The sequence below is a fragment of the Mesorhizobium qingshengii genome (genome assembly GCF_900103325.1).
Classification (GTDB): domain Bacteria; phylum Pseudomonadota; class Alphaproteobacteria; order Rhizobiales; family Rhizobiaceae; genus Mesorhizobium; species Mesorhizobium qingshengii.
In genome coordinates this window covers 31,546-43,923 of record NZ_FMXM01000007.1, presented here as the reverse complement: position 1 = coordinate 43,923, position 12,378 = coordinate 31,546, and the positions used below count along the sequence as shown (strand labels likewise).

Here is a 12,378-nt window from a genome sequence, read left to right as displayed (position 1 = left end):
CCACCTGTTGTTTCAAGGGTTTCTTAGCTCTCTTTTGCTATTCACCGCAGGGAAGCTTGCGGAAAAGCCCCATGAACGAGATCGACCCCGCGCGCCGCTTTTCAGCAGAGGCGGTGCGTAAATTCGACGCCCCGACCGACGGCGATACGCCCGGCGGCATGAACGACGTCGCCCGCCAGGTCGCGTCGCAGTACAGGCGCGATACGATGTCGCCGATCATGGTCAGCGGCGTCCTGCGCATGGTCGAATTCGGGCTGCTGTTCCTGTCCGGGCTCTGCTCCTATTTCTATTACGTCGGGTTCTTCAACTATCTCTCCTGGCAGTACCCGCTGGCGATTGCCGCCACGTCCTTCCTTGCCGTGGTGCTGCTCGACGTCACCGACTGCTACCAGGTTGTTGCCCTGATGCGGCCGATCGCCAATTTTGGCCGCGTCCTGCTGGTCTGGGCCGGCACCTTCGCCCTGATGGCGTTGACTGCCTTCGCCATGAAGATGTCGGAAGACTATTCACGCCTGCTGTTCGGCACCTGGTTCGTCGTCGGTTTCGTCCTCATCTTCGGCCTCAGGCTGGTGATGTCGAAGCTGATCCGGCGCTGGGCGCGCGACGGCCGCATGGAGCGGCGCGCCGTCATCGTCGGCGGCGGCAAGGCGGCGGAAGTCCTGATCCGCTCCGTTGAAAAGCAGCCCTACAACGACATCCGTATCTGCGGCATCTTCGACGATCGCGGCGACAAGCGCTCGCCGCCCATCGTCGCCGGCTATCCCAAGCTCGGCACCATTTCCGAACTGATCGAGTTCGCCCGCATCGCCCGCATCGACATGCTGATCGTGTCGCTGCCGCTGACGGCCGAGTCGCGCGTGCTGCAGCTGTTGAAGAAGCTGTGGGTGCTGCCGGTCGATATCCGCCTGTCGGCACATTCGAACGCACTGCAATTTCGTCCGCGCGCCTATTCCTACATCGGCTCGGTGCCGATGCTCGACATCTTCGACAAGCCGATCAACGACTGGGATTCGGTCGCCAAGCGTGCCTTCGATATCGTCTTCAGCCTCATCGGCATCGTCGTATTCTCTCCTGTGATGCTGGCGACAGCCATCGCCATCAAGCTCGACAGCAAGGGACCCGTGCTGTTTCACCAGAAGCGGCACGGCTTCAACAACGAGATCATCGAGGTCTACAAGTTCCGCTCGATGTACACGGACCGGTCGGACCCGACCGCCAAGCAGACGGTGACCAGGAACGACCCGCGCGTCACCCGCGTCGGCCGCTTCATCCGCAAGACCTCGATCGACGAGCTGCCGCAATTCTTCAACTCGCTGCTGGGCTCGCTGTCGCTTGTCGGCCCGCGCCCGCACGCCATCGCCGCGCAGTCTCACAACCTCCTCTACAACGAAGTGGTCGACGGCTATTTCGCGCGCCACAAGGTCAAGCCCGGCGTCACCGGCTGGGCGCAGATCAATGGCTGGCGCGGCGAGATGGACACCAACGAGAAGATCCGCATGCGGACGGAGTACGACCTCTATTACATCGAGAACTGGTCGCTGCTGTTCGACTTGCGAATTCTGTTCCTGACGCCGATCCGGTTGCTGAACACGGAAAACGCCTATTGAGCGCGATTTCCCACGAGCTGCCACTGGGCGCGGTCAACGCCAAGCTGATCGCGCTGATCTCATCAGCAGCGGTTTTCCTCGGCATATTCCTGTCCGGCTTCGTCATCAGCGAACCGGCGCCCTATGAACTCTATATGGCCGGGCTGATCGCCATCTGGGCGCTCTTCGGCCTGAGGATTTCGCGTGCGGCGCTGCCGCTGCTGGTGCTGCTGGTGACGATGAACATCGGCGGCATGATCGCCATGACGCAAATGTCGGACCTCGCCAACACCCCGCTCTATCTCTCCGTTTCGCTGTTTCTCGCCTTCACCGCCGTGTTCTTCGCCTCGGTGACGGCGGTGCAACCCAGCCTCTACCGGCTGATCTTCTTCGCCTATGTCGTGTCGGCGGTGATCACCTCGCTGCTCGGCATTGCCGGCTATTTCCACGCCTTTCCGGGCGCGGAAATGTTCACCAAATACGACCGTGCCGCCGGCGCCTTCCAGGACCCGAACGTCTTCGGGCCATTCCTCGTGCTGCCTGGCATCTATCTGCTCTACCTGCTGCTGACCGGGCCAATCCGGCGCATGCCGCTGGCGGCGGTGCCGCTGCTGATCATCACCGCCGGCATCTTCTTCTCCTTCTCGCGCGGCGCCTGGGGCATGTTCGGCGTCTCGGCCATCCTGCTCACCGGCTGCCTGTTCCTGCAGAGCGCCAGCGGCATGTTCCGGCTGCGCGTCGTGGTGATGACGATCGCCGCGCTATCGCTTCTGGTCATCGCCATGATCGTCATCTTGCAGTTGCCCGGCGTGGCGGAGATGTTTTCCAACCGCGCCCATCTCGAACAGAGCTACGACACGGCCCGTCTCGGCCGCTTCGCCCGCTACGCGATCGGCTTCCAGATGGCGCTCGAGCACCCGTTCGGCATCGGCCCGCTGGTCTTCGGCACGATCTTCGGCGAAGACACCCACGACATCTGGCTGAAGATGCTGATGGACTATGGCTGGCTTGGCTTCGTGTCGTTCCTGACGCTCGTCGCCTGGACGATAGCGGCCGGATTCCGCATCCTGCTGCGCGACCGGCCGTGGCAACCCTACCTCCTGTGCGCCTACGTCGCCTTCATCGGCAATATCGGGCTCGGCACCTTCATCGACATCGATCACTGGCGCCATGTCTATCTGCTGCTCGGGCTGATCTGGGGTGCAATCGCGCTGGAATACCGGCATCAGCGGCTGTTGCGGCCGGCATTGCCGGGTTCGCCGGCGACCGGATCCACACGCGCGCGATAAATGCCGAATTTCGGTTGACCCGAGCGGGGTTATCACGATACATCGCGACCGGTCCGGAGTGTAGCGCAGCCCGGTAGCGCACTTGACTGGGGGTCAAGGGGTCGTCGGTTCGAATCCGGCCACTCCGACCATTTCGAAGCAGGACTTGCCCCCAAAGGTCCGCCTCACCAGACGCTCAGCCAAATCTTGGATCGTGCCTGTTACCTTGTTGCTCAGGCCTCGGGTCGAATCCGACCCGTTTGTCTAACCCTGGCACACATCCACCCACTCAGCGCCGGTAAGGTCAACCACGCGCTGCGGTGCAAGTCGCACGGCGGCGTTGGTGGCGCCGGCGGCGGGCACGACCTCGTCGAATTCGCGTAGCGACACGTCGCAGTAGACCGGCAGCGGCGCCGGCAGGCCGAACGGGCAGACACCGCCGACAGGATGGCTCGTGGCGGCGACAACCTCCTCAGCATCCAGCATGCGAGGCTTGCCGCCGAACTGGTCCTTGAACTTGCGGTTGTCCAGCCTGGCGATACCGCTGGTGACGACGAGCATGGTGCGGTCGCCAACGCGAAGGCAGATCGTCTTGGCGATCTGCGCCGGCAGTACGCTATGCGCCTCGGCCGCCAGCGCCACTGTCGCCGAACTCGCCTCGGTCACGATGACGTCGATGTCGGGCGCATGGGCGGCAAAGAAGGCACGAACGGATTCCAGGCTCATATCGAAAAACCCACGGTTCAACACTTGGACGGCGGACTTGATGGGCAACAGTGAATCTGCCCGCGCGTACAAACACGGGCGATATATCAATCGGCAAGCTGCAGCGGCGGGAACACTGCTGCACCAACAACAAACCCGCCAAGGGTATAACCTGGCGGGTTCTGTGGCATGCCTGGTGCTGATTTATGCCAGGGATCGACCTTGTGCGGCTGGTGTGCGCACGTCTGAACCGATGAAAGCGTCCTGTGGAAGTCGAAGCGCGGACGCAATACGACGCAGCTTCGACGGGTCGGCCGCCCTGCCGTTCTCAATATCCTCAATCTCGTCGGCCGCCAGACCACATGTCAGGGACAACTTTTCCACGCTGTATCCGAGGGTCTCCCGGATCGCTTTGAGGGTGCTGTAATCTGGCCCGATCCCGTTGGCTAGCGGCTCGGAGAGGGCTTCGCTTCTTGCATTGTGGGGCATTGGCAACTCCGTGGGCTGAAAGAGTTTGGTAAAATGACGATGTTGCCTGAGACGATCGAGAAGATGCCCGCTCGCCGGCGATTTGCCAAGTGCCAATCGGAGCGTCACGGTATCGTGAACCAGGCGCCAGTGCGGCCGCCTCGCGCGCACGCCGCGATCAAGTTGTTTTGAATGCTCGGGACCTTTTTGCTCAGTGGTTTCGGCCCACCTGTTCGTTGTTCTAATGCGCTGGCGTGAAAACCATCCGGTTCCAGCCAGCTCTTTCCCGGAAGGATTTCTGCAATGAACTTCAAGACATTCATGGTCGTGCTCGGCACTGTCTCCAGCCTCACCGTTGCCGGTACGGCCGGCGCTCAAGCGGCGGACGCGCTGCGGGTGCGCGGCACGGTGGTCAGTTTCGAGCCATCGCTGCTCACCGTGAAAACCCGCCAGGGCGACACCAATGCGATCAAGCTCGATGCCGGGTGGAAGATCTCGGGCGTCGCCAACGCATCCGTGAAGGACATCAAGCAGGGCGATTTCCTCGGCATCGCATCCGTCTCGAAAGCGGATGGCGGCAGCGGCGCACTGGAGGTGGTGGTCTTTCCAGCTGCTTTGAAAGGCACTGGCGAGGGTGACCGTCCCTGGGACCTGCAGCCAAACAGCCGCATGACCAACGGCACCGTCGCCGATGTAACCGATATAAACGGGCGAGCCGTCACACTGACCTACGACAATGGGCAGACAAAGAAGATCTCCATACCCGACAACACGCCTGTCGTGACCTTTGCAGCCGCCACGCCGACAGATCTCAAACCAGGCGCGACGGTCTTCGTTGTCGCTCAGCGTGACGGTGACGGCACACTGAGCGCCGGTCGCGTCGTGGTCGGAAACAACGGTGTGGTTCCGCCGATGTAAGCGAAACAGGCGGCGGCAAGGTCGCGACTTTCGGCCTTTGTCGATGATGATGGTGGAAGCCCGTTTCGTCAAAAACAGTCCAGAAACAAAAATCTATAGTCGGGAAATACTGACGAAAAAATTCAGGAGCGTAATCCCATTCGCGGCGGTCGGGCTGTCGCCCCGACTTATATCAGCCTGCTAAAAAGGAAACGATCCATGAAGAAGTCCCTCCTCTCGGCCCTCGGGCTTGCGGTTGCACTTGCTTTCACGGCGCCGGTGATTGGCGCTACGAGCGCGGATGCTGCCCCGATGGTAAAGCACCATCGTCACCACCATCATCATCGCTACTACCACCGCCATCACCGCGTTCATCATCACCACCACGTGAAGAAGATCGTGAAGAAGGCCTACTAAGCGGACTGCCAGCGAGAAGACCTGCCTTGGCGTCTTGTTCAAGGCTGGTCTTCCCGTGGTGGCGCAACGCGAAGCGCGACGCGATTCGAGGTCCTCGAATTTCCCCAATTGCAGCGCTGGTTCCAAGATCCCGGCGCAATACCACCACGGCGACGCTGGCCAACCTTTCACGCAAAGGCAAATTGCGGTACGGCACGGGATGTTTCTGACCGGCGCACTCCCACCGGATCAGGGTTTGCCAACGAGGCCCAGGTATCTTGATGAAGGCCAAGGCCGATGTTTCGTGGACAAGCCGCATTGTCCTGTCGACCGCGCGGTTCTGGCTTACCCTTCGGCATCCGGCTCTGATCGTGCGCTTCGTGCGCCGGTTGGGTTACCTGCCAAACCCGGCGGAACCCAGGAGCTATCATGAGCGATTGCTCTGGCGAAAGATCGTTGACCGCAATCCGCTGTTCGTAACGCTGACCGACAAGCTGGCGGCGAAGACCCATATCCATAATGCCTGCCCGGACCTGAAACTGCCCGCAACGCTGTGGGCCGGCAGCGACCCGGCTGCGATCCCGCCGGCATTGCTGGCCGGCGACGTGGTGGTGAAAGTCAACCATGGCTGCGAGATGAACATGTTCGTCGCCGATGGCCGGCCGGATCGCGACGCCATCGTCTATCGTACCAGCCGCTGGTTGAGGAGGCGCTTCGGCGTTCGCGACGGCGAATGGGCCTATTGGCCGATTGTTCCGGCCGTCTTCGTCGAACAGCGGCTGGCGCTAAGCGGCGGAACGATCGCCACCGACATCAAGGTTCATGTCTGCAGCGGCGTGATATCCCATGTCTGGGTCGAGGATAAGCAAGCCAGTCGTTCGCTGCTGTTTGACCGCGAAGCCAATCCGCTGCCTGGTCGCGATCCCGACTATCCTCGCCAGGATCAGGCCTTGCCCGTCAATGCGCGGCTGATCGACTATGTTCGCCAGGCGATCTCGGTCGCGCCAGCCATCGCCGGCGACCTCGACTACATCCGTGTCGACTTCCTCGTCACCGACGACTGTCTCTATGCCGGCGAGATCGCCGTCTATTCGGCGGCGGGCTATGCTACCTGGACCAACCCGGCGATCGTCAGGGAAATCGAGCGATGCTGGCGGCTTGACCAATCCGCATTCCTGCGCCGGCGGCACAGCGGTGCCATGCGCCTCTACGCCGAGGCGCTGAGCGCCAGATGCCAGAGCGACACCAGAAATCGCTAATCGGGTCGGGCTTGGGAAACGCCTCGGGAGAAGGCGCCTGAGCCCGAGGCTTACCACTCAGCGCCGGCTGAACAGCAGACTGGCGACGAGACCAACCACGACAAGGCCGACCGCGGCAGCCACCGCCGGATGGTCGCGAGCCGATCTCTCGATCACCCTGCCCTGCTTGCGGATTGCCGGCATCGCCTCCCGCAAACGCCCTGCGAGATCGGAATACGTGTCGAGCGCGGCATCACGACCGTCTTCATAGACGGCGCCGCCTCGCCTGGAGACCGCCTTTTTCAGAGCCGCCAGTTCCTTGGAGAGAGCAGCAACCTGCTTGTCCAGATCGATATCGGAGAGGGTCGAGAACGATGCCATGATTTGTTTCCTTGCTTGCAGAAGGAAACGTAACGCGTCACCCGAAGGCGGGTTCCGGTTTTAGGAATATCACAGTCGCTTCGGGTGCCGAGTCAGCGCACCTGGTCGAGCAGCCGCTTGCATTCCAGGAGGTCGAACAGCGCCTCCTGCAGCAGGGCGCGATTGTCGCGCGAGAGTTTCGACGCGTCCGGCTGAACCGGACCTTCCTCATCGCTCTTGCCGAGACCAAAAAAGCGCCGGCTTGGCTTGACGCGGGGTTGGCCAACCAGTTCGTCATCGCCGCCGCGCGGCTGGGCTGCCGGCGTCAGCGGCACCTGATCGGCCTGCCTTCGCTGCGAGATCGCCTCGACGGCGGCCATGTCGCCATTGCCGATGGCGACCAGGAAATGATTGCCATTCTCGCGCAAAAGCTTTTGCACGCCCTTGATGGTGTAGCCCTGGTCGTAGAGCATGTGCCGGATGCCCTTGATCAGTTCGACATCCTGCGGTCGGTAGTAACGGCGACCGCCACCGCGCTTCATCGGCTTGATCTGGTTGAAACGCGTTTCCCAGAAGCGCAGCACGTGCTGCGGCAGGTCGAGATCCTCGGCGACCTCGCTGATGGTACGGAAGGCGTCAGGGCTCTTGTCCATGGGCGAAATCCTCACGCTGGAGCGTGATCCGGAACGGTCTTCAGACGAGATCACGCTCACCAAAGAGAGAAGCTCATTCCGTTTTCCGCGGAATGGATCATACGCAGAACACCAATCCAGCCATGCTGCCGAATCGGGCCTTATTTCAGCGGTTTGTGAAGCAATATTCAAGCCCGGCGTGATGAAGGGGCCGGTTTTCAACCGCGCAGTAGAACGAGACTACTTGCCGCTTTTGGCCTTGCCGCTTTGATGAGAACGCAAAATGCGGCTCTTCAACACGTTCGACGACTTGAACGTCATCACCCGGCGCGGCAGGATCGGCACCTCTTCGCCGGTCTTGGGATTGCGGCCGATGCGCTCGTTCTTGGAGCGGACGTGGAATGTCGCGAAGGACGACAGTTTCACCGTCTCGCCGCGGACGATCGCTTCGCAGATTTCGTCCAGAACCGCTTCAACGAGTTCGGCCGATTCAGTGCGTGACAGGCCGACCTTTCGGTAGACGGCCTCGGCAAGGTCGGCGCGCGTAAGTGTCTTTCCCCCCATGCGACCGTCCCATCAGCTCAAAACATAAAATTCGGCACAACAACGGCAGAGCCTAAGTAATTGATCCGGCAAGGTCAAGGACCGAAACCGGAGCGTTCTGCACTTACCAGCGAACGAGAACAGCGCCCCAGGTGAAGCCGCCGCCCATCGCTTCCAGAAGCACGAGATCGCCCTTCTTGATGCGCCCGTCGGCGACGGCAACGGCAAGCGCCAGCGGCACGGAAGCAGCCGAGGTGTTACCGTGTAAATCGACCGTAACCACCACCTTTTGCTCTTCTATCCCGAGCTTCCTCGCGGAAGCGTCAATAATGCGTTTATTGGCCTGGTGCGGCACGAACCAGTCGAGATCCGCGGCGGTGATACCAGCTTGTGAGAACGTCGCCTCGATGACGTCGGTGATCATGCCGACCGCATGCTTGAAGACTTCGCGGCCTTCCATCCTGAGATGGCCGACGGTCCCCGTGGTCGATGGCCCGCCGTCGACAAAAAGCTTGTCCTTGTGAGTGCCGTCGGAGCGCAGGCTGGCCGCCAGAACGCCGCGGTCGGCGATCGTGCCTGCGCCCTCGCCCGCCTCAAGCACCAGCGCGCCCGCGCCGTCGCCGAAAAGCACACAGGTCGAGCGGTCGCTCCAGTCGAGGATGCGCGAGAATGTTTCCGCACCGATCACCAGCACGCGCTTGGCCAAGCCGCCACGGATGTAGAGGTCGGCGGTGGTCACGGCATAGACGAAACCGGAACAGACCGCCTGCATATCGAAGGCAAAGCCGTGATGCATGCCGAGCCGGTGCTGGATCTCGACCGCTGTGGCCGGAAAGGTGTTGTTGGGCGTCGAGGTCGCCAGCACGATCAGATCGATATCATCGGGCGTCAGCCCCGCATTGGCTAGCGCGGCGCGCGCGGCCGCTTCGCCCAGCGAGGCCGTCGTCTCGTCGTCACCCGCGATGTGACGCTGGCGGATACCGGTGCGCTGGGCGATCCACTCGTCCGACGTTTCGACCATGCCTTCGAAATCGGCATTCTTCATGATGCGGCGGGGCAGCGCGGCGCCCGTGCCGCGCACGACTGATCTGATCAATGCTCTTTCCTATTCCTTCGCGTCGGTAACGACGTCGGATTTCCTAGATGTCATGGCATGCGGGTTGCGCGCATGAAACAGGTCCAGATCGGCCTCGATGCGGTCAAGCAAATTGTTGCGCACCATGTCGTAGCCGAGCTCGATCGCCGCGGCGAAACCGTCCGAATCGGCCCCGCCGTGGCTTTTGACGACGATGCCGTTCAGTCCCAGGAAAACACCACCGTTGGAACGGCCGACGTCCATCTTTTCGCGCAGGCGGTCGAAGGCGCCCTTGGCGAAGACATAGCCGATCTTGGCCATCAGGGTGCGGCTCATCGCGGCTCGCAAATAGCCAGCGATCTGCCGCGCGGTGCCTTCAGCCGTCTTCAGCGCGATGTTACCGGCGAAGCCTTCAGTGACCACCACGTCGACCGTACCCTTGCCGATATCGTCGCCCTCGACAAAGCCGTGATAATTCATGGAGGCCATATTGGCCTCGCGCAGCATGCGCCCCGCTTCCTTGACCTCTTCCTGGCCCTTGATCTCCTCGACGCCGACATTGAGCAGGCCAACCGTGGGCCGCGCGATGCCGAACACTGAGCGCGCCATGCCGGTGCCGAGAATGGCAAAATCAATGAGTTGGTGCGCGTCGGCACCGATGGTGGCGCCGACGTCCAGCACCACGCTTTCGCCGCGCAATGTCGGCCAGAGCGCCGCGATCGCCGGGCGATCGATGGTTGCCATGGTGCGCAGGCAGAATTTCGACATCGCCATCAGCGCGCCGGTGTTGCCGGCGGAGATGCAGGCATCCGCTGCGCCCGACTTGACCGCTTCGACCGCCTTCCACATCGACGACTTCCAGCGGCCGTGGCGCAGCGCCTGACTCGGCTTGTCGTCCATCCTGACCGCTATCTCGCAATGGATGAACTCGCTGACACCGGCCAGCTTGGGAAACTTGGCCAGCTCGGGGCGCACTACATCCTCGCGCCCGTAGATGACGAATCGGATGTCGGGACGGCGGGTCGCAACCGTCATGAGCGCTGGAATGACCACGGCTGGTCCGTGATCGCCGCCCATGGCATCGATGGAAATCCTGATCACGCGGTATTCATCTCACGGTTAGGCGGCAGGTCGCTTTAGCGGTCGCGAAGGTTCGGCGAAAATAACGGTTTTGGGCTGCCGCACAACCGACTTTTCCGTCGCGGGCGAGGTTTTCAGGATTTTCCCAGCAAGGATCGCAGTTTTTGCTGAAATTCATTCTCCGCCGGTTCGACCTCGCCGCCGGCATCCAGCGAGGCGCCCTGCTTGCGCGGATAAGGGTCGATGGCCAGTCCGAAGAACTGTTCGGCGAGCGCCCCGACATCGATCGTGTCGCCGGAAAATGTTTCCGGGCTGTCAGGACCGTCCGCATCGATCAGGATCTCGCCGCTACCATCGAAACCTTGCCGTCCGAGCTTGGAGTCATCCGGTAGGAACAGCGCCTCGATCGCCTCGTCGATATGCGCTTCGACGGGCTCGAGCGTGACGATGCAGGCCTGAGTTATGTCGGCCTCGACGCGGCCGCTGACTTTGACACCGTTGCGCTTCCATGGCGCGACCAGGAGTTCGGCGCGATAGGTTTCGACCGACAGCAGATCATGCTCTGCGGCAAGGGCCGCGCGTTGGGCAGCGTCGGCGGTGATGACCACCGGCAGCCCCTTGTGCGGCAAGCGGGCGACATTGGCGATGAAGGACACCGGGCCTTGTGGTTCTGCATGTTTCATCGCTGCCTCCTTCAGTCTGCCTTGGCGGTTGGAAACATCACCGTACCGGAGAGAATCGATTCGGTTGGCTGCGCGGCAAGATGCCCTGCCGCATCGGCGACATAGAAGGCCAGTCGTGCTGCTTCCGGCCAGGCGCCAGCGTCGGGCCGGACATTACGGGCAAGGGCAGCGGTGAGCCCGTCGTGGTCGTTTCGCTCCAGGGCATCATCATAGGCGGCGGTTCGGCCATAGAACATCTTCGCCAGCTTTTTCATGCGTTTGGGAACGCCGACGTCGCCAATGCCCAACTCCCGCAGCGAATGATCGACGTCGAGGAAGAACTCGTCGATCAGCACCTGGGCGACCTCTTGCGCCGCAGCGCCCTCGCCGCGCAACCGGTGCTGGAACAGGAACATGTGCAGCGACAGCATCTCGAAACGGCCAAGCGGCGTGTCGGGTACATTCCAGTGGGAATAAAACACAGTCTGCCGCGCCGCCGCCACGATTTGTGCGTAAAGCGCCTCGGTGATGGCGCGGTTGGCGTGGCGTTCGCGGCCAAAAAGGCGCTTGAACATTGGGGATGGTCTCCCGGGACCGTTTGTTTAGTTGGCCTTGTTGCATCGGCAGGCAAGCTGGTTTACCGGTTTTGCGGCCCAGCGCAAGTTGCGGCGATATAATGGAGAATTGTTGTTGCGCGCGCTGAATTTCAAGTCGTCCTTCTCGTCCAGGCCCGCCGGTGCGATCTCGCTGCTGCTCGTCGTTTCGGCGCTGTCAGCGTGTCACACCAACAAGATGATCGGCGACCTCAACCCAAGCGAGACGCTGACGCAGGGGTATGTTATCGACCAGCAGGCGATTGACCTGGTGCCGGTCGGATCGAGCCGCGAACAGGTGCTTCTGGCACTCGGCACGCCGTCGACCACTGCGACCTTCGACAACGAGGCCTTCTACTACATTTCCCAGACGCGCAAGCGCTACGTCGCCTTCGACAAGCCCAGGCTCGTCGACCAGCATGTGCTGGCGGTCTATTTCGGCGCCGACGGTCGCGTCACCCAGATCGCCAATTACGGCTTGAAGGACGGCAAGATGTTCGACTTCATCTCGCGCACGACGCCGACCGGCGGCAAGGACCAGAACTTCCTCAGCCAGATCATCAACGGCGCCAGCAAGCTGGCGCCCGGCATTCCCGGCGGCGGCACTCCCTGATCTTCAGACCTGCCTTCCCGGGTCCTCCAGGAGGCAGCAACATCTCAGGCGACCAAAAACCCGCGGGAGCGATCCCGCGGGTTTTTGTTATGGCCAGACCGAGCGGTCCTGGCGGCATGCTCGCCAGCAATGGGAGTGGCTTCGCCATCGCCATGCCGTAAACCGAACCTGAAGGAAATGCTTCCGCTTGAATGCAAGCATTTCGCGAACCTGACGAAGAGAAGAGCTGAACGGCCCGCGCTTCATTCGCCACAACAAAAAC

The 12,378-nt window shown here is 61.8% G+C and carries 16 protein-coding genes and 1 tRNA gene; 8 read left to right on the top strand and 9 right to left on the bottom strand.

Features of this window, described 5'->3' with window-relative positions; genetic code table 11:
- Positions 1 to 71 precede the first annotated feature (71 nt).
- From BLS48_RS12950 to BLS48_RS12940, 3 genes are all read left to right on the top strand, one after another.
- Positions 72 to 1,607 (top strand): undecaprenyl-phosphate glucose phosphotransferase, encoded by a 1,536-nt coding sequence (locus BLS48_RS12950; protein ID WP_091578149.1) that lies wholly within the window; start codon positions 72 to 74, stop codon positions 1,605 to 1,607.
- Positions 1,604 to 2,875, top strand: coding sequence for an O-antigen ligase family protein (locus BLS48_RS12945; protein ID WP_091578148.1), 1,272 nt, complete (start codon positions 1,604 to 1,606; stop codon positions 2,873 to 2,875). The genes BLS48_RS12950 and BLS48_RS12945 overlap by 4 nt, the downstream gene beginning before the upstream one ends.
- 54 nt (positions 2,876 to 2,929) lie before the next feature.
- Positions 2,930 to 3,006 (top strand) — tRNA-Pro (locus BLS48_RS12940).
- Between the two features lie 112 nt (positions 3,007 to 3,118).
- Here the strand turns inward: BLS48_RS12940 and BLS48_RS12935 are convergent.
- Together BLS48_RS12935 and BLS48_RS12930 are read right to left on the bottom strand one after the other, a co-directional pair.
- Complete coding sequence (locus BLS48_RS12935) at positions 3,119 to 3,580, bottom strand: YbaK/EbsC family protein (RefSeq protein ID WP_091578497.1); 462 nt, start codon at positions 3,578 to 3,580, stop codon at positions 3,119 to 3,121.
- A gap of 183 nt (positions 3,581 to 3,763) precedes the next feature.
- Positions 3,764 to 4,048: a helix-turn-helix domain-containing protein gene (locus BLS48_RS12930; protein ID WP_091578146.1), complete on the bottom strand. Its 285-nt coding sequence runs from the start codon at positions 4,046 to 4,048 to the stop codon at positions 3,764 to 3,766.
- A gap of 282 nt (positions 4,049 to 4,330) precedes the next feature.
- Here BLS48_RS12930 and BLS48_RS12925 point away from each other — a divergent pair, with 282 nt between their 5' ends.
- From BLS48_RS12925 to BLS48_RS12915, 3 genes are all read left to right on the top strand, one after another.
- On the top strand, positions 4,331 to 4,945 hold the full coding sequence (locus BLS48_RS12925) for a hypothetical protein (RefSeq protein ID WP_143019423.1): 615 nt from the start codon (positions 4,331 to 4,333) through the stop codon (positions 4,943 to 4,945).
- A 198-nt stretch (positions 4,946 to 5,143) separates the two neighbouring features.
- Positions 5,144 to 5,341, top strand: coding sequence for a hypothetical protein (locus tag BLS48_RS12920; RefSeq protein WP_091578144.1), 198 nt, complete (start codon positions 5,144 to 5,146; stop codon positions 5,339 to 5,341).
- Positions 5,342 to 5,601: 260 nt separating this feature from the next.
- The gene (locus BLS48_RS12915; RefSeq protein ID WP_091578143.1) at positions 5,602 to 6,579 is read left to right on the top strand and encodes an ATP-grasp fold amidoligase family protein; all 978 of its coding nucleotides are present in this window, start codon (positions 5,602 to 5,604) and stop codon (positions 6,577 to 6,579) included.
- A 57-nt stretch (positions 6,580 to 6,636) separates the two neighbouring features.
- On the opposite strand, the gene BLS48_RS12910 is transcribed toward BLS48_RS12915, so the two are convergent.
- Both BLS48_RS12910 and BLS48_RS12905 read right to left on the bottom strand, forming a co-directional pair.
- Positions 6,637 to 6,939, bottom strand: a complete 303-nt coding sequence (locus BLS48_RS12910) for an MDR/zinc-dependent alcohol dehydrogenase-like family protein (RefSeq protein ID WP_091578141.1) — start codon at positions 6,937 to 6,939, stop codon at positions 6,637 to 6,639.
- Positions 6,940 to 7,031: 92 nt separating this feature from the next.
- The gene (locus tag BLS48_RS12905) at positions 7,032 to 7,571 is read right to left on the bottom strand and encodes a MerR family transcriptional regulator (protein ID WP_091578140.1); all 540 of its coding nucleotides are present in this window, start codon (positions 7,569 to 7,571) and stop codon (positions 7,032 to 7,034) included.
- On the opposite strand from BLS48_RS12905, the gene BLS48_RS34935 reads away from it, so the two are divergent.
- The gene (locus tag BLS48_RS34935) at positions 7,570 to 7,821 is read left to right on the top strand and encodes a hypothetical protein (protein ID WP_143019422.1); all 252 of its coding nucleotides are present in this window, start codon (positions 7,570 to 7,572) and stop codon (positions 7,819 to 7,821) included. The two genes, BLS48_RS12905 and BLS48_RS34935, sit on opposite strands and share 2 nt — an antisense overlap.
- Here BLS48_RS34935 and BLS48_RS12900 read toward each other — a convergent pair.
- The 5 genes from BLS48_RS12900 to BLS48_RS12880 all read right to left on the bottom strand — a co-directional run bounded on the left by BLS48_RS12900 (position 7,791) and on the right by BLS48_RS12880 (position 11,485).
- The gene (locus BLS48_RS12900; RefSeq protein ID WP_013532231.1) at positions 7,791 to 8,114 is read right to left on the bottom strand and encodes an integration host factor subunit alpha; all 324 of its coding nucleotides are present in this window, start codon (positions 8,112 to 8,114) and stop codon (positions 7,791 to 7,793) included. The two genes, BLS48_RS34935 and BLS48_RS12900, sit on opposite strands and share 31 nt — an antisense overlap.
- A gap of 103 nt (positions 8,115 to 8,217) precedes the next feature.
- Complete coding sequence (locus BLS48_RS12895; protein ID WP_091578138.1) at positions 8,218 to 9,189, bottom strand: beta-ketoacyl-ACP synthase III; 972 nt, start codon at positions 9,187 to 9,189, stop codon at positions 8,218 to 8,220.
- A 9-nt stretch (positions 9,190 to 9,198) separates the two neighbouring features.
- Positions 9,199 to 10,269, bottom strand: a complete 1,071-nt coding sequence (plsX, locus tag BLS48_RS12890; RefSeq protein WP_091578137.1) for a phosphate acyltransferase PlsX — start codon at positions 10,267 to 10,269, stop codon at positions 9,199 to 9,201.
- A gap of 113 nt (positions 10,270 to 10,382) precedes the next feature.
- Positions 10,383 to 10,931, bottom strand: a complete 549-nt coding sequence (locus BLS48_RS12885; protein ID WP_091578135.1) for a YceD family protein — start codon at positions 10,929 to 10,931, stop codon at positions 10,383 to 10,385.
- 11 nt (positions 10,932 to 10,942) lie between these two features.
- Positions 10,943 to 11,485, bottom strand: coding sequence for a ubiquinol-cytochrome C chaperone family protein (locus BLS48_RS12880; protein ID WP_091578133.1), 543 nt, complete (start codon positions 11,483 to 11,485; stop codon positions 10,943 to 10,945).
- Positions 11,486 to 11,600: 115 nt separating this feature from the next.
- Here BLS48_RS12880 and BLS48_RS12875 point away from each other — a divergent pair, with 115 nt between their 5' ends.
- On the top strand, positions 11,601 to 12,116 hold the full coding sequence (locus BLS48_RS12875; RefSeq protein ID WP_091578495.1) for an outer membrane protein assembly factor BamE: 516 nt from the start codon (positions 11,601 to 11,603) through the stop codon (positions 12,114 to 12,116).
- Positions 12,117 to 12,378: the final 262 nt, after the last annotated feature.